The organism is Caulobacter sp. P4_E5 (assembly GCF_056401555.1).
The window spans coordinates 1-13,018 of sequence record NZ_JBFUJD010000019.1 but is presented as its reverse complement, the minus strand read 5'-3'; the positions used below and the strand labels follow the sequence as shown (position 1 = coordinate 13,018).

10 protein-coding genes and 1 tRNA gene are annotated in these 13,018 nt (G+C 66.2%); 3 read left to right on the top strand and 8 right to left on the bottom strand.

The window, feature by feature from the left end:
- Window positions 1-176 precede the first annotated feature (176 nt).
- Window positions 177-2,120 (bottom strand): acyltransferase family protein, encoded by a 1,944-nt coding sequence (locus AC1DSO_RS08425; RefSeq protein ID WP_477068409.1) that lies wholly within the window; start codon window positions 2,118-2,120, stop codon window positions 177-179.
- 127 nt (window positions 2,121-2,247) lie between these two features.
- Complete coding sequence (gene clpX, locus AC1DSO_RS08420; RefSeq protein ID WP_047405914.1) at window positions 2,248-3,510, bottom strand: ATP-dependent Clp protease ATP-binding subunit ClpX; 1,263 nt, start codon at window positions 3,508-3,510, stop codon at window positions 2,248-2,250.
- A 337-nt stretch (window positions 3,511-3,847) separates the two neighbouring features.
- On the opposite strand from clpX, the gene AC1DSO_RS08415 reads away from it, so the two are divergent.
- A complete protein-coding gene (locus AC1DSO_RS08415; protein ID WP_477068408.1) occupies window positions 3,848-4,522 on the top strand; it encodes an HAD-IB family hydrolase in 675 nt (224 codons plus the stop codon).
- An 82-nt stretch (window positions 4,523-4,604) separates the two neighbouring features.
- On the opposite strand, the gene AC1DSO_RS08410 is transcribed toward AC1DSO_RS08415, so the two are convergent.
- The 6 genes from AC1DSO_RS08410 to AC1DSO_RS08385 form a co-directional block, all read right to left on the bottom strand.
- Window positions 4,605-5,243, bottom strand: a complete 639-nt coding sequence (locus AC1DSO_RS08410) for an ATP-dependent Clp protease proteolytic subunit (RefSeq protein WP_477068407.1) — start codon at window positions 5,241-5,243, stop codon at window positions 4,605-4,607.
- 167 nt (window positions 5,244-5,410) lie between these two features.
- Window positions 5,411-6,769, bottom strand: a complete 1,359-nt coding sequence (tig, locus tag AC1DSO_RS08405) for a trigger factor (protein WP_477068406.1) — start codon at window positions 6,767-6,769, stop codon at window positions 5,411-5,413.
- 198 nt (window positions 6,770-6,967) lie between these two features.
- Window positions 6,968-7,052, bottom strand: a tRNA-Leu gene (locus AC1DSO_RS08400).
- A 44-nt stretch (window positions 7,053-7,096) separates the two neighbouring features.
- Window positions 7,097-8,548: an NAD(P)H-hydrate dehydratase gene (locus tag AC1DSO_RS08395; protein ID WP_477068405.1), complete on the bottom strand. Its 1,452-nt coding sequence runs from the start codon at window positions 8,546-8,548 to the stop codon at window positions 7,097-7,099.
- A gap of 38 nt (window positions 8,549-8,586) precedes the next feature.
- Entirely contained in the window at window positions 8,587-9,156 is a 570-nt protein-coding gene (locus AC1DSO_RS08390; protein WP_477068404.1) for a histidine phosphatase family protein, read from the bottom strand.
- A complete protein-coding gene (locus tag AC1DSO_RS08385) occupies window positions 9,149-10,699 on the bottom strand; it encodes an acetyl-CoA acetyltransferase (protein WP_477068403.1) in 1,551 nt (516 codons plus the stop codon). The genes AC1DSO_RS08390 and AC1DSO_RS08385 overlap by 8 nt, the downstream gene beginning before the upstream one ends.
- A 249-nt stretch (window positions 10,700-10,948) precedes the next feature.
- On the opposite strand from AC1DSO_RS08385, the gene AC1DSO_RS08380 reads away from it, so the two are divergent.
- Window positions 10,949-11,287 (top strand): P-II family nitrogen regulator, encoded by a 339-nt coding sequence (locus AC1DSO_RS08380; RefSeq protein ID WP_047405922.1) that lies wholly within the window; start codon window positions 10,949-10,951, stop codon window positions 11,285-11,287.
- Between the two features lie 45 nt (window positions 11,288-11,332).
- Window positions 11,333-12,742 carry a type I glutamate--ammonia ligase gene (glnA, locus tag AC1DSO_RS08375; RefSeq protein ID WP_047405923.1) on the top strand — a complete coding sequence of 470 codons (1,410 nt, stop codon included), beginning with the start codon at window positions 11,333-11,335 and terminating at the stop codon, window positions 12,740-12,742.
- Window positions 12,743-13,018: the final 276 nt, after the last annotated feature.

Genomic DNA, 13,018 nt, shown 5'->3' with positions numbered 1-13,018 from the left:
CAGACGATGCGCCTGAGTCGGCCAGCCCGTCCGCCCGGGACTGGGCGGCTGGTTGTTATTTATGTGGACCTTTTGCAACGGGGTTCAAGACGCCTCCCGTCGCAGCGGCGACGAGTCGCGCCACACGCGATGCGATCAACGGGAATGGACGCCCTGCCCGCTTGCGAATCCGGGTCCTAGACCCCCCGCCCCCGCAGCACCGCATCGAGGTCGGACATCACCAGGCGCGCGCCGTCGAAGCTGAGATGGTCGTCGTCGCGATAGAGGATCGTCGCCCCCTTGGTGGTCCGGCACAGCTCGCGGGCGCAGAACTTGCTCCACGGCAGCGTCACCGTCACCCCGGGATGGGCGGCGGCCAGCCGGGTCAGGATGCGGTCGGCGGCCTGGGCCTCGGCGTAGTTCTGGGCCCTGGCCACCTCGCAGTGGTGGGTGTCGATGCGCATGAAGCGGGCCCGGGCCAGGCACTTGCTGGGCAGGAAGGAAAATTCCGGCGTCGAGCCGATCAGCACGATGCGGATCCCCGGCCCCAGGTCCCGACGGGTGCGGGTCAAGGTGGCGTCCAGCGCCGCGTAGGCCGCCGCCTCGCGGGCGGCGGGGTCGGCCGCGTCGTCGGCCAGCATCGAGGTCCAACGGCCGCTGATCATCACATAGCGCAGGCCAGGCTCGGTCTGGGCCTGGCGCATGACGTCGGCGTCGAAGGCCAGGCACTCGGCGGTGGCGAACGGCGAGCCGCCATTGGCGAGCAGCGGCCGGCAGCCGGACTTGGTGGCCTGGCGGGCCGGCAGGCCCTGGCCGGCGGCCCAGTCGGCGACGCCGGGAAAGACGTGGTCGGCGTGGGAGTCGCCCCAGACCAGCACCTTGGGCTCGCGGCCGCCCGACACGCAGCCGGCGATCGGTGGGGCCCGCCGGGCGCCGTCCGGCACGTGGCAGTGGGAGCGCAGCGGATTGATGGTCTCCGAGACCAGCTCGGCCTGCAGCACCCCGTCGGGCGCCCGCTGCGGCGCGCCCTTGACCGCCCGCAGCGCCAGGCCCGCGCTGCCGGCCAGGACCAGCACCACGGCGGCGGCGGCCAGCGGCCCGCGCCGCCGCGCGCCCGGGGTCGGCCGAACGCGGAACGGTCGCTCGACGAAGCGCCACGACAGCCAGCCCAGGCCGAAGGCGACGGCCACCGCCAGCAGGATCTCCGCCGGGGTCAGAGCCCGGGCCAGGAACAGCGGCGGCAGCACCAGGGCCGGCCAGTGCCACAGATAGAGCGAATAGGAGATCAGGCCGACGCCGACCGCCCAGGGATGCGACAGCAGCCTGGCCACCGCGGTGTCGCCCTCGGCGTTGGCGTGGATCATCAGCGCCGCCCCGACGCAGGGGATCAGCGCCGTGACGCCCGGGAAGCGGATGGCCTCGCTCAGCGCCGCCATGCCGCCCAGCACCAGGGCCAAGCCCAGCGCCGACAGGCCCTCGCGCGCGGCGCGCGGCGCGGGCCTGGGCAGGCGGCCGGTGGCCAGCAGGGCCCCGATCGACAGCTCCCAGGCCCGCGACGGGATCAGATAGAAGGCGGCGTTGCGGTCCCAACGCATCATCAGCTCCGACACCGCCAGCGAAACCACCGTCAGCAGCGCGATCCACAGCCCCGCCCGGCGCCGGGCGAACCGCGAATAGATCAGCCAGATGACGAACGGCCACAGGATGTAGAACTGCTCCTCGACCGACAGCGACCAGGTGTGCAGCAGCGGCTTTTCCTGGGCCGGGCCGTCGAAATAGCCGCCCTTCAGCCAGAACAGGATGTTGGACGAGAACAGCGCCACCGAGACCAGGGCCGAACTGTAGGCCCGCAGGTCGGCCGGCGGCAGGAACAGCGTCGCCGCCGCGGTGACCACCGCCAGCATCGCCGCCAGGGCCGGAATGATCCGCCGCACCCGGCGCTCGTAGAAGGTGAGGATCGAGAACCGGCCGCGGTCGCACTGGTCGATCAGCACGCCGGATATCAGATAACCCGATATCACGAAGAACACATCGACGCCGATGAAGCCGCCCGGCAGAGCTTTCGGAAAGGCGTGGAACAAGACCACGCCAAGCACGGCGACCGCTCGCAGCCCGTCTATGTCGCGCCTATACTGAAGCATCAAGCTTGACCACTGAAGCGACCGACCAGGCCACTTCTCGACGCAAGACGATGTCGGCGTCAACCGCCAGATATGAAAAAGGCGGGACCTTTCGGCCCCGCCCTAATCTTCAAGCAGTCGACGCCCGTCAGGCCGAAGCCGCTCCGCCCTTCTTCTCGGCGTAGATCAGCAGCGGCTGAGCCCGGCCTTCGACGACCTCGGCATTGACCACCACTTCCTCGACGCCCTCGTAGTTGGGCAGCTCGAACATGGTCTCCAGCAGGATGCCTTCCATGATCGAGCGCAGGCCGCGCGCGCCGGTCTTGCGAAGGATGGCCTTCTTGGCGACGCCATGCAGGGCGTCCTCCGTGAAGGTCAGGCCGATGTTCTCCATCTCGAACAGGCGCTGGTACTGCTTGACGAAGGCGTTCTTCGGCTCGGTCAGGATCTTGACCAGGGCGACCTCGTCGAGGTCTTCCAGGGTCGCGACCACCGGCAGACGGCCGATGAATTCCGGGATCAGGCCGAAGCGCTGCAGGTCGTCGGGCTCGACGTTCCGCAGGATCTCGCCCGTGCGGCGGTCTTCCGGATCGGCCACCTTGGCGCCGAAGCCGATCGACTTGGCCGCGCCGCGCGCCGAGATGATCTTCTCGAGCCCGGCGAAGGCGCCGCCGCAGATGAACAGGATGTTCGTCGTGTCGACCTGCAGGAACTCCTGCTGCGGATGCTTGCGCCCGCCTTGCGGCGGCACGGAGGCGACGGTGCCTTCCATGATCTTCAGCAGGGCCTGCTGCACGCCTTCGCCCGACACGTCGCGGGTGATCGACGGGTTGTCGGACTTGCGGCTGATCTTGTCGATTTCGTCGATGTAGACGATGCCGCGCTGGGCCCGCTCGACGTTGTAGTCGGCGGCTTGCAGCAGCTTCAGCACGATGTTCTCGACGTCCTCGCCGACATAACCGGCTTCAGTCAGCGTCGTGGCGTCGGCCATCGTGAACGGCACGTCGATGATTCGCGCCAGGGTCTGGGCCAGCAGCGTCTTACCCGTACCGGTCGGACCGACCAGCAGGATGTTCGACTTGGCCAGCTCAACGTCGTTGTTCTTCGAGGCGTGGTTCAGGCGCTTGTAGTGGTTGTGAACCGCAACCGCGAGCACCTTCTTGGCGTGACCTTGTCCGATCACGTAATCGTCCAGGACTTCGCAGATCTCGCGCGGCGTCGGGACGCCGTCCTTGGACTTCACGAAAGCGATCTTGTGCTCTTCGCGAATGATATCCATGCAGAGCTCGACGCATTCATCACAAATGAACACCGTCGGTCCCGCGATGAGCTTACGCACCTCATGTTGGCTCTTTCCGCAGAAAGAACAGTAGAGAGTGCTTTTCGTGTCGCCGCTCGCGGCTTTCGTCATGATCGCTTCTCACACTATGGCGGCTTACGGCTTAACGCCGAGACGCCCCTCCGAGCGCATACACCGCCACCGAAGCAGACAGGATATACGCCGGGAGTTGTCTAATCCTTGACATTCCCCGATCCGGGCTCGGTTCACAAGCCTTGGCGGCGCCTTTCCCGCCTCAAACGCTCGAACCCGACGATCGTGTCATGAGCTCATCATCTAAATTGGGCGATTGGCGCCCGGGCGCAAGCGCCGGACGTCTTAGCCCTTACGGCGACGGCTCGAAGACCGTATGACCAAGGCGAGAATCGTATGGAAYGGAGCGTGCGGCGCACGCTCGCATGGAAGATCGATGGCGAAGCGTTCGTTGATGGCCAAGGGTTTGAGCGCGTCGCGCCCAATGACCGGCGATATGGGCCACGAACCCGCCCTGGTGGCCTTCGACTTCGACGGCACCCTGACCGTCAAGGACAGCTTCAACGCGTTCCTGAAGTGGCGCGCCGGGCCGCGCAAATGGACGCGCGGCGTCATCCGCCTGACGCCGGCCCTGATCACCTACGTGTTCGATCGCAATCGCACGAAACTCAAGGCCGCCGCGGTGCGAGAGTTCATGAAAGGCGCGACTGTCAGTCAGATCGAGGCCGACGCCCGCGCCTTCGCCGAGGCCTTCGCCCCGTCCCTGCTGCGTCCCGACGCCCTGGCGGTCTGGCGCGGCTGGCGGGCCAAGGGCGCCAAGATGGTCATTGTGACCGCCTCCCCCGAGATCACCGTCGCGCCGTTCGCCCGGGGCCTGGGCGCCGACCTGCTGATCGGCACGCGGCTCATGTGCTCGGAAGATGGTCGCATCCTCGGCGGCCTCGACGGGAACAATTGCCGGGCCAAGGAAAAGGTCGCCCGCCTGCGCGAGGTCTTCGGTCCCGACGTCCACCTGACGGCCGCCTATGGCGACACCTCCGGCGACACCGAAATGCTCGCGATCGCCGACGAGAAGGGCTACCGCATCTTCCGGGGCAAGCCGGACACCTGAGCCGATTTGCCGCAGGCGAGCGGACAAGAAAAAAGCCGCCGATCCGGAGATCGGCGGCTTTCTTGTTTCAGTGAAGCTTCGCCTATTCAGCGATGTCCGGGCCGTCGCGGCTTTCGTTGATGTGGTCGATCAGACCCCAGTCCTTGGCCTCTTCAGCGCTCATGAAGTGGTCACGGTCCAGGGTGCGTTCGACTTCTTCATAGGTGCGGCCGCAATGCTTGACGTAGATCTCGTTCAGGCGACGCTTGGTCTTGATGATGTCCTCGGCGTGGCGCTCGATGTCCGAGGCCTGACCGCGGAAGCCGCCCGAGGGCTGGTGCACCATGATGCGCGAGTTCGGCAGGCTGATGCGCTGACCGGGGGCGCCGGCGCACAGCAGCAGGCTGCCCATCGAGGCGGCCATGCCCATGCACACCGTCGAGACCGGGCTCTTGATGTATTGCATGGTGTCGTAGATCGCGAGGCCCGCCGTCACCACGCCGCCGGGCGAGTTGATGTACATGGCGATCTCTTTCTTGGGGTTCTCCGACTCCAGGAACAGCAGCTGGGCGCAGATCAGGCTGGCCATGCCGTCCTCGACGGGACCGGTCAGGAAGATGATCCGCTCCTTCAGCAGGCGCGAGAAAATGTCGAAGGCTCGCTCACCGCGGCTGGTCTGCTCGACCACCATCGGAACGAGGTTCATCGCCGTCGCCATCGGATCGTACATCATGGGGATCACCCTTTTCGTGTGTCTGGGCGCGCGAAAACGAATCAGCCCCCGGCGCGCCGTCGCTATCGCATATCGCGTGGCGCTTAACAGGTTGCAAGGAGCCGGCCGGTTCCGACCGATACGAAAAAGGCGCGGCCCTCGCGAGCCGCGCCTCTGATCGTTTCAGCTCAGCGAGCTTAGCCGCCGTAGCCTTCCGGCAGGTCGTCTTCTTCCAGGAGCTCGTCCTTGGAGACTTCCTTTTCCTCGACCTTGGCCTTGCCGAAGATCAGGTCGACGACCTTGTCCTCGTAGATCGGCGCGCGCAGGGCGGCCTGCAGGTCGCTGCGCTGGCGGTACATGTCGAACACCTGCTGGGCTTGCGCACCGTACTGGCGGGCTTCGCGCATGATGGCGTCGGTCAGTTCCTGGTCGGTGACGACCACGTCGTTCTTGCGACCGATTTCGGCCAGCACCAGACCCAGGCGCACACGGCGCTCGGCGATCTTGCGGTACTCGTCCTTCAGCTGGTCTTCCGACTTCTCGGCATCTTCCGGCGGCAGGCCGCCCCGGGCCTTGTCGGCCTCGACCTGTTGCCAGATGCCGGCGAATTCGGCGTCCACCATGCGCGGCGGCAGCGGGAAGTCGTGCTTGGTGTCCAGCACGTCCAGCAAGGCGCGCTTCAGCTTGAAGCGCGAGCTGTTGTCGTAGCGGCCAGCCAAGTTCGAACGCAGCAGGTCCTTCAGGGCGGCCAGGTCCGACAGGCCCAGGCGCTTGGCCAGCTCGTCGTCGGCCTTGCCGTCGACCGGGGCGCGGACTTCCGTCACCTTGGTGGCGAACTCGGCGTCCTTACCGGCCAGATCCTTGGCTTGGTACTCTTCCGGGAACTTCACCTTCACGACGAGCTCGTCGCCCGGCTTGGCGCCGACCAGTTGCTCTTCGAAGCCCGGGATGAATTGGCCCGAACCCAGGACCAGCTCGGCGCCCTCGGCCTTGCCGCCGGCGAATTCGACGCCGTCGACCGTGCCGACGAAGTCGATCAGCAGTTGGTCGCCGTCCTTGGCTTTCAGGCTCTTGCCAGTGCGCGGCTCGTAGGTGCGAGCTTGCTTGGCCAGCTCGTCCAGCGACTCGTCGACCTCCGCGTCGGTGATCTTGTAGACCGGCTTGGTCAGCTCGATCGAAGCCGGGTCGATCGGGTCGAACTCCGGCATGACTTCGATGGCCAGTTCGAACGCCAGGTCTTCACCGCCGGCGATGACCTTTTCCATGTCCGACGACGGGTTCAGCTCGGGCTGACCGGCCGGGCGCAGCTTGTTCTCTTCGAGGACCTTCTGGGTGGTCTCGTTCAGCGTCTGTTCGACGACTTCGCCCATCAGGGCCTTGCCGTACAGGCGACGGACGTGAGCGGTCGGCACCTTGCCGGGGCGGAAGCCCTTCACGTTCATCTGCGGAGCGACTTCGGCGATCCGCGCATTCAGGCGCGTGGCCAGTTCACTCGCGGGCACCGTAACGCCAAAAACGCGGCTGAGGCCTTCGCCCGACTTTTCAACGATCTGCATCGACATTCTTAAATTCTCGGGTCGAAGCGCCAAGCGCCCGATCTCCGCCCTGGGGTCCAAAAGATCGACGCCGCCCGCGAGGCCGGGGCGGCGAAAGAGCGCCCTTATGTCACGACGTGCGCGAGCATCCAAGAGCGGGATAAGTAAAACTCGTGACGGCCTTCCCAACGGTCATGGGCGGGGCCGTCACGAGCTGTCTGGTGCGGATGAGAGGACTCGAACCTCCACGCCTCTCGGCGCTAGAACCTAAATCTAGTGCGTCTACCAGTTTCGCCACATCCGCGTTCGATGGGGATTACGAGCTCGGACCCTGACGCGCAAGCCCGCTCAACGCTTTGCGTACAGCTGAGCCAGGACGCCGGGCGCGAGGCCCGGCAGATCCTCGGCGATCAGGCCAGGACCATGGCGGGCGCCGCACGCGGCATGGATCCAGGCTCCGGCGCAGGCCGCTTCAAAGCTCTCCATGCCCTGAGCGATAAGGCCGCCGATGAAGCCGGCCAGGACGTCGCCCGAACCCGCCGTAGCTAGCCACGGCGTTCCGTTCAACGACACCGCCGCCCGACCGTCCGGCGCGGCGATCACGGTGTCGGCGCCCTTCAGCAGAACCACGGCGCCGGCCAGCCTGGCCGCCTCGCGCGCGGCGGCGATCCGCTCGGGCGATCTGGCCAACAGTCCCGGGAAGATCCGCTCGAACTCGCCGGGGTGCGGCGTCAGCACGTCGTCGCGATCCAGGCAGGCGAACAGCGCCGCCGGATCGTGCCGGAAGCTGGTCAGGGCGTCGGCGTCGACGACCAGGGCCGCGCCGGTGCGGGCCAGCGCCTGCAGGTTGCGCGCGGTCGCCTCCCCCACCCCCGCCGCCGGGCCGATGATCACGGCGTCGGCCTGCTCCGCCGCCGTGGCGAGATCGGCATCCGATTCGAACGGTGACAGCATCACCGCTTCCAGGTGCGCGGCGTTCACCGCCAAGGCGTTCAGCGGCGACAGCACGGTCACCGCGCCCGCGCCGATCCGAAGCGCGCCACGCGCCGACAGTCGCGCCGCGCCGGTGTTCCAGGCCTCGCCGCTGACGACCTTCAACCGTCCCCGGCTGTGCTTATGGGCGTCGAGGGCCGGCCAGGGAAAACGGCGTCCCCAGAGGTCAGGATCGTTCTCGAACAGCGCTGCGTCTTCGACGGACCAGAGGCCGATGTCGGCGACGACGATCTCGCCGCAGGCCTTGCGGCCCTCGACCAGGACATGGGCCCGCTTGCGCCGGTGAAAGGTCACGGTGAGCTCGGCGCTGAACGCCAGATCGCCGATGGGACAGCCGGTGTCGCCATGGATGCCCGATGGCGTGTCGACCGCCACCACGGTCAGAGATTTTTCCTGGCAAGCCCGCGCCAGTTGCGCGACCGCGCCCTCGAGCGGCCGCGAAAGGCCCGCGCCGAACAGCGCGTCTATATAGAGTGTGCCGATCGATGGCTCGGTCGACAGCGACCGGACCTCGCCCTTCCAGCGCGCGGCAGCCCAGCGGGCGGCGTCGGTGGCCGGCGGGGCGGCGGCTTCGACCACGATCCGCCAGCCACACCGACGCAGATGGCGCGCGGCGACGTAGCCATCGCCGCCATTGTCGCCTGGTCCGCACCAGATCACCACGGGGCGATGGGCGTAGCGCGCGCGGACGGCCCGAGCGACGGCCTCGCCGGCTCGCTCCATCAGGACCGGCGTCGGCGTCCCCCGCAGGACGGCGGCGCGGTCGGCGGCGGCCATTTCAGCGACGGTCAGGATTTCTCGGGCCACGCCGACTCCTTTAAGCAACTGGCCTGGAAGCCTCGGCCTCAAAGCACCTGGCTTTGAGCTTCGCGTCCTTTCTCGACCAGGATCAAGCGTTCGCCGTCGATCTCGAAAACGGTGCGCGAGCAGTGGTCGGGCCGAAAGGACAGGACCTCGGCCGCGCCGGTCGCCACAGAAACCGCCGCGTTCAGCGCGACGAAGTGGCTGAACACCGCCGCGCCGGCGTGCTCGCGCAAGGCGGCCGCGACGCTTTGGGTCCAGCCGACATAGTCGAGATCGCCGATCATCTCGTCCCAGCGACCACCAAAAGCTCGGCGCAGCCAGTCTGGCCGCTCGGTGGCGCTCAACGCCGTCGGCGTCGGGATCTCGCCGATCCGAGGATCGATCTCGACCGCCACGCCCAAGGCGTCGGCCAGCGGCTCGGCCGTCTCGCGGCAACGGCGCAAGGGCGACGAGACGACTCTGGTCGGCCTCTGGTCGGCGGGCAGCGCCAGGATCTCCCGGGCGACGGTCATCGCCTGAGCCAGACCCATCCCATCGAGACCAGGGTCCTCGTCCTCGCCGCCCCAGGTCGCGGCCGGGCGGCCGTGGCGGATGACATACACTCTATTCATGGCGCGGGTCCGGGACGAAGAGGTTGCGGACGCCGTCGGGATGCGGCCCGACGGAACCGGTCCGTCCGACACCCTCGCGGCTTTCGAGATCGCGCAGCACGGCCGGATCGTCGGGCGTCTGAGCGACGAAGCGGCGGCCCCGATCGTCTCGGCCGATGACAATGCCCATTCGCACGCCCTCGCGACCGTGGACGACGGTGTAGGTCTCGATCGTCGCCCTGCTCTCTGGCCGCTCGGCGATCTCGGGATGCGGCAAGGCGTCGATCTTCGCCTGAATCACCGACGGCGACTGTCGCTCCCAGCGGCCTTCGACCGGCTTGGTCGAATAGATCCCCACCGACTGCTTGGTCAGGAACCAGCCGTTGGCGGTCGACAGGCCGTAGGCGCCGGGCCGCTCGCGCAGCTTGACCGCCATTTCGCCGATGGCATGCAGGGCGTAGTTGTTCCCGGGCCCGCCGAAATACGGCAGGCCGCCGGTCACCGTCAGGCCGCGCGGATCATCGAGCGCCAGGCCCAGTTCCTCGGCGCCGATCCGCACCGCCGACGGGAAGCAGGAATAGAGGTCGATCAGCGCGAGGTCCTCGAGCCCGATCCCCGCCATCTCCAGAGCGCGCTCGCCGGTCAGGCGCATGGCGGGACTGGAATGATAGTTTTGCCGTTCCAACGGATGCCAGAGGTCCGAGGCGTCGGCGCAGCCATGCAGGAACACCCAACGATCCTCCGGTACGCCCAGCTCGCGGGCCTTGCACACGCTGGCGATCAGGACCGCCGCCGACTGGTCGACCTCCATGATGGCGTTCAGGTATTTCGGGTACGGAAAGCCGATCATCCGATTGCGGTCGGTGACCGTGACCAGCTCCTCGGCCGAGCGTTCGGTGGGAAACCAGGCGTGCGGATTGGCGGCCGCCACCTTGGTGAACGGGGAGAATAGCTCGCCCAGTTGCTTCTGGTGATCTTCGATCGATCGTCCGTCGCGCGCCCGCAGCGCGTTCTCAAACAAGGGATAGGTGTTGACCGGATAGCCCAGCCCGTGGGCGGCCTCCTGCCTCGTCACGCCGGGACGCGGATCGCCGATACGCTGGGGCGCGCTGTCGAGGTCATCGCCCCAGCCGTCGAAGCCCAGGCCGCCCTTCATTCGCTTCATCAACGAACCCAGGAACTCGGCCCCCGTCACCAGCGCCAGATCCGACTCGCCTTCAGCGATCCGCTCGCAGACGACATTGATCGCTTGTTGCGGACTGTTGCCGCCGGTCTCGGTATAGACACTCCAGCCCGGCCGGGCCGACAGCGCTCGGGCCAGCGAGGCCGGCGGATCCGTCAGCCTGGGCGACGGCAGCTTCGAAAGCCCTCCGGGAGCGTCGATGCTGAACGCCACGACCGCCAAAGCGTCGAGGTCGGCAAGAACCGACCCTTTCAAGCCTGCATCGAGAACCGCCCGTTCCGCCGCAAGTTTCAGCAGTTGCAGCGGAGACGGTGAATTTCCCGCATCGTCCCGATACGTGAATTGGCCCGCGCCGATCAAAACCGGCGTGTCGTCGCGCATATCCACCCCCGTTCAAACGATCGTTGGGTGCGATCGTAGGCGCGAAATGGCGCGTCGCAAGGCCATTTGGCAGCCATTCCGAAAATGCACATGCCGATGGCGCCAGGCGCCTAAAATTCGAACACATGCCTCGAACTCAATCGTTCGGTCAGGTTTGTCGCGGGCCCTCGCTTGCGAGCCTCCGGACGGCGTGATGGTTGCGCGCTCAGTGAAGGCGGTTCGCCGCCGACGGGCCCGAAAGTGGAACCGATGAAGAAGATTGAAGCCGTCATCAAGCCGTTCAAGCTGGATGAGGTGAAGGAGGCCCTGCAGGACATGGGCGTCCAAGGCATGACCGTGCTCGAAGCCAAGGGCTATGGCCGTCAGAAGGGCCATACCGAGCTGTATCGCGGCGCCGAGTACGTCGTCGACTTCCTCCCCAAGATCAAGGTGGAGGTGGTTGTCGAGGACAGCCAGCTGGAACCTGCGCTGGAAGCCATTACCCGCGCCGCCCGCACGGGCCGCATCGGCGACGGCAAGATTTTCGTGTCGGAGATCACGGAAGTGATCCGCATCCGAACCGGAGAAAACGGTCCCGCCGCCGTCTAGGCCGGACTGTCAACACTTACGAGAGCTCTACAAAGGGGATACGGAATGACCACCGCCAAAGATATCCTGAACCTGATCAAGGAAAAGGACGTCAAGTACGTCGACGTCCGCTTCACCGACGTGCGCGGTAAGATGCAGCACGTCACCTTCGACATCGACTTGGTCGACGATGACTTCCTGAATGACGGCACGATGTTCGACGGCTCRTCGATCGCCGGCTGGAAGGCCATCAACGAGTCGGACATGAAGCTGCGTCCGGACCTGTCGAGCGCGATCATCGATCCGTTCTATCAGCAGACCACGCTGGCTCTGTTCTGCGACGTCGTGAACCCCGACAGCGGCACCCCGTATAACCGCGACCCGCGCTCGATCGCCAAGGCCGCGCTGAACTACGTCAAGTCTGCGGGCGTGGGCGACACCGTCTACTTCGGCCCGGAAGCCGAGTTCTTCATCTTCGACGACGTCCGCTGGTCGGTCTCGCCGAACAACACCGGCTATTCGTACGACTCCACCGAACTGCCGGTGAACTCGGCCAAGGAATACGCCGAAGGCAACATGGGTCACCGTCCGGGCCCCAAGGGCGGCTACTTCCCGGTGAACCCGGTCGACAGCTGCCAGGACCTGCGCGGCGAAATGCTGGCCGTGATGGGCGAGCTGGGCATGAAGCCGGAAAAGCACCACCACGAGGTGGCCCCGGCCCAGCACGAACTCGGCCTGAAGTTCGACACCATGGTCGTGATGGCCGACCGGATGCAGCTCTACAAGTACGTCATCCACAACGTCGCGGCCGCCTACGGCAAGACCGCCACCTTCATGGCTAAGCCGATGTTCGCCGACAACGGCTCGGGCATGCACGTGCACCAGTCGATCTGGCAGGACGGCAAGCCGCTGTTCGCTGGCGACAAGTACGCCGGCCTGTCGCAGGAATGCCTGTGGTACATCGGCGGCATCATCAAGCACGCCAAGGCGATCAACGCGTTCTCGAACTCGACGACGAACTCGTACAAGCGCCTGGTGCCCGGCTACGAAGCTCCGGTGAAGCTGGCCTACAGCTCGCGCAACCGCTCGGCCTCGATCCGCATCCCGCACGTCGACTCGCCGAAGGCCAAGCGCCTGGAAGCCCGCTTCCCCGATCCGATGGGCAACCCGTACCTGACCTTCGTCGCCCTGCTGATGGCCGGCCTGGACGGCATCATCAACAAGATCGATCCGGGCGCGCCGGCCGACAAGAACCTCTACGACCTGCCGCCCCGCGAGCAGAAGAAGATCCCGGAAGTCTGCGGCTCGCTGCGCGAAGCCCTGGAGAACCTGGACAAGGACCGCGCCTTCCTGAAGGCCGGCGGCGTCATGGACGACGATTTCATCGACAGCTACATCGAGCTGAAGATGGAAGAAGTGATGCGTCTGCAACTGCACCCGCACCCGGTCGAATTCGACATGTACTACAAGTGCTAATTGCGCAGAGCCTGTCTGTTTTGGATGGTTCGCCATCCAAAACAGATAAACAGGCTCTGATCTCAAGAGATGAGCGCGTTCGCGCGCTCGGCGCTTAGATGAACGAAGGGCCGCAGAGCGATCTCCGGCCCTTTTTCGTTGCGCCGCACAAGAAGGGCCGCGCGAAACCTGGGAATGACTTATTACTTACGAGCAGCGACTGAACAAAAATGTCGCAAGTTCGCAACATAACCGGCGCAATCGCCCCTCTCCGGCTGGAATCGCATAGCGCGGGAT